Here is a 387-nt window from a genome sequence, read left to right on the forward strand (position 1 = left end):
AGATAGTCATGAAGCGCGGTTAATCGAAGAAGCGCGTCAGCATGCGCGTAAAACCTTACCTGACTATATGGTGCCCAGCGCCTTTGTGTTGCTAGAGCATTTGCCGTTAACCGCTAATGGTAAGGTTGACCGTAATGCTCTACCAGAGCCTGAAGCAAGCTCCTTAAGCGGTGCGTATGTTGCACCGCAAACCGTGACCGAAAAAACCTTATGCCGGATCTGGCAGGAAATACTGTTGCTTGAACGGGTTGGTATCCAGGACAACTTTTTTGAGTTAGGGGGACATTCCTTGCTGGTCACCAAACTGGTGGCCCGCTGCAGCGAAGCCTTTGAGGTGACTTTGCCGCTGCGGGAGATTTTCAACCAGCCTAAGCTGGCAGCGCTGGC

Annotated in this window: 1 protein-coding gene; it reads left to right on the top strand. The window is 52.2% G+C overall.

Going from position 1 to position 387, the window contains the following annotated elements:
• Positions 1 to 387, top strand: a 387-nt coding sequence (locus EXT47_RS23680) for a phosphopantetheine-binding protein (protein ID WP_240701676.1), incomplete at both ends; no start/stop codon positions are given.

Origin of the sequence: Pseudoalteromonas sp. CO342X, assembly GCF_004208915.1 — a bacterium.
Classification (GTDB): domain Bacteria; phylum Pseudomonadota; class Gammaproteobacteria; order Enterobacterales; family Alteromonadaceae; genus Pseudoalteromonas; species Pseudoalteromonas maricaloris.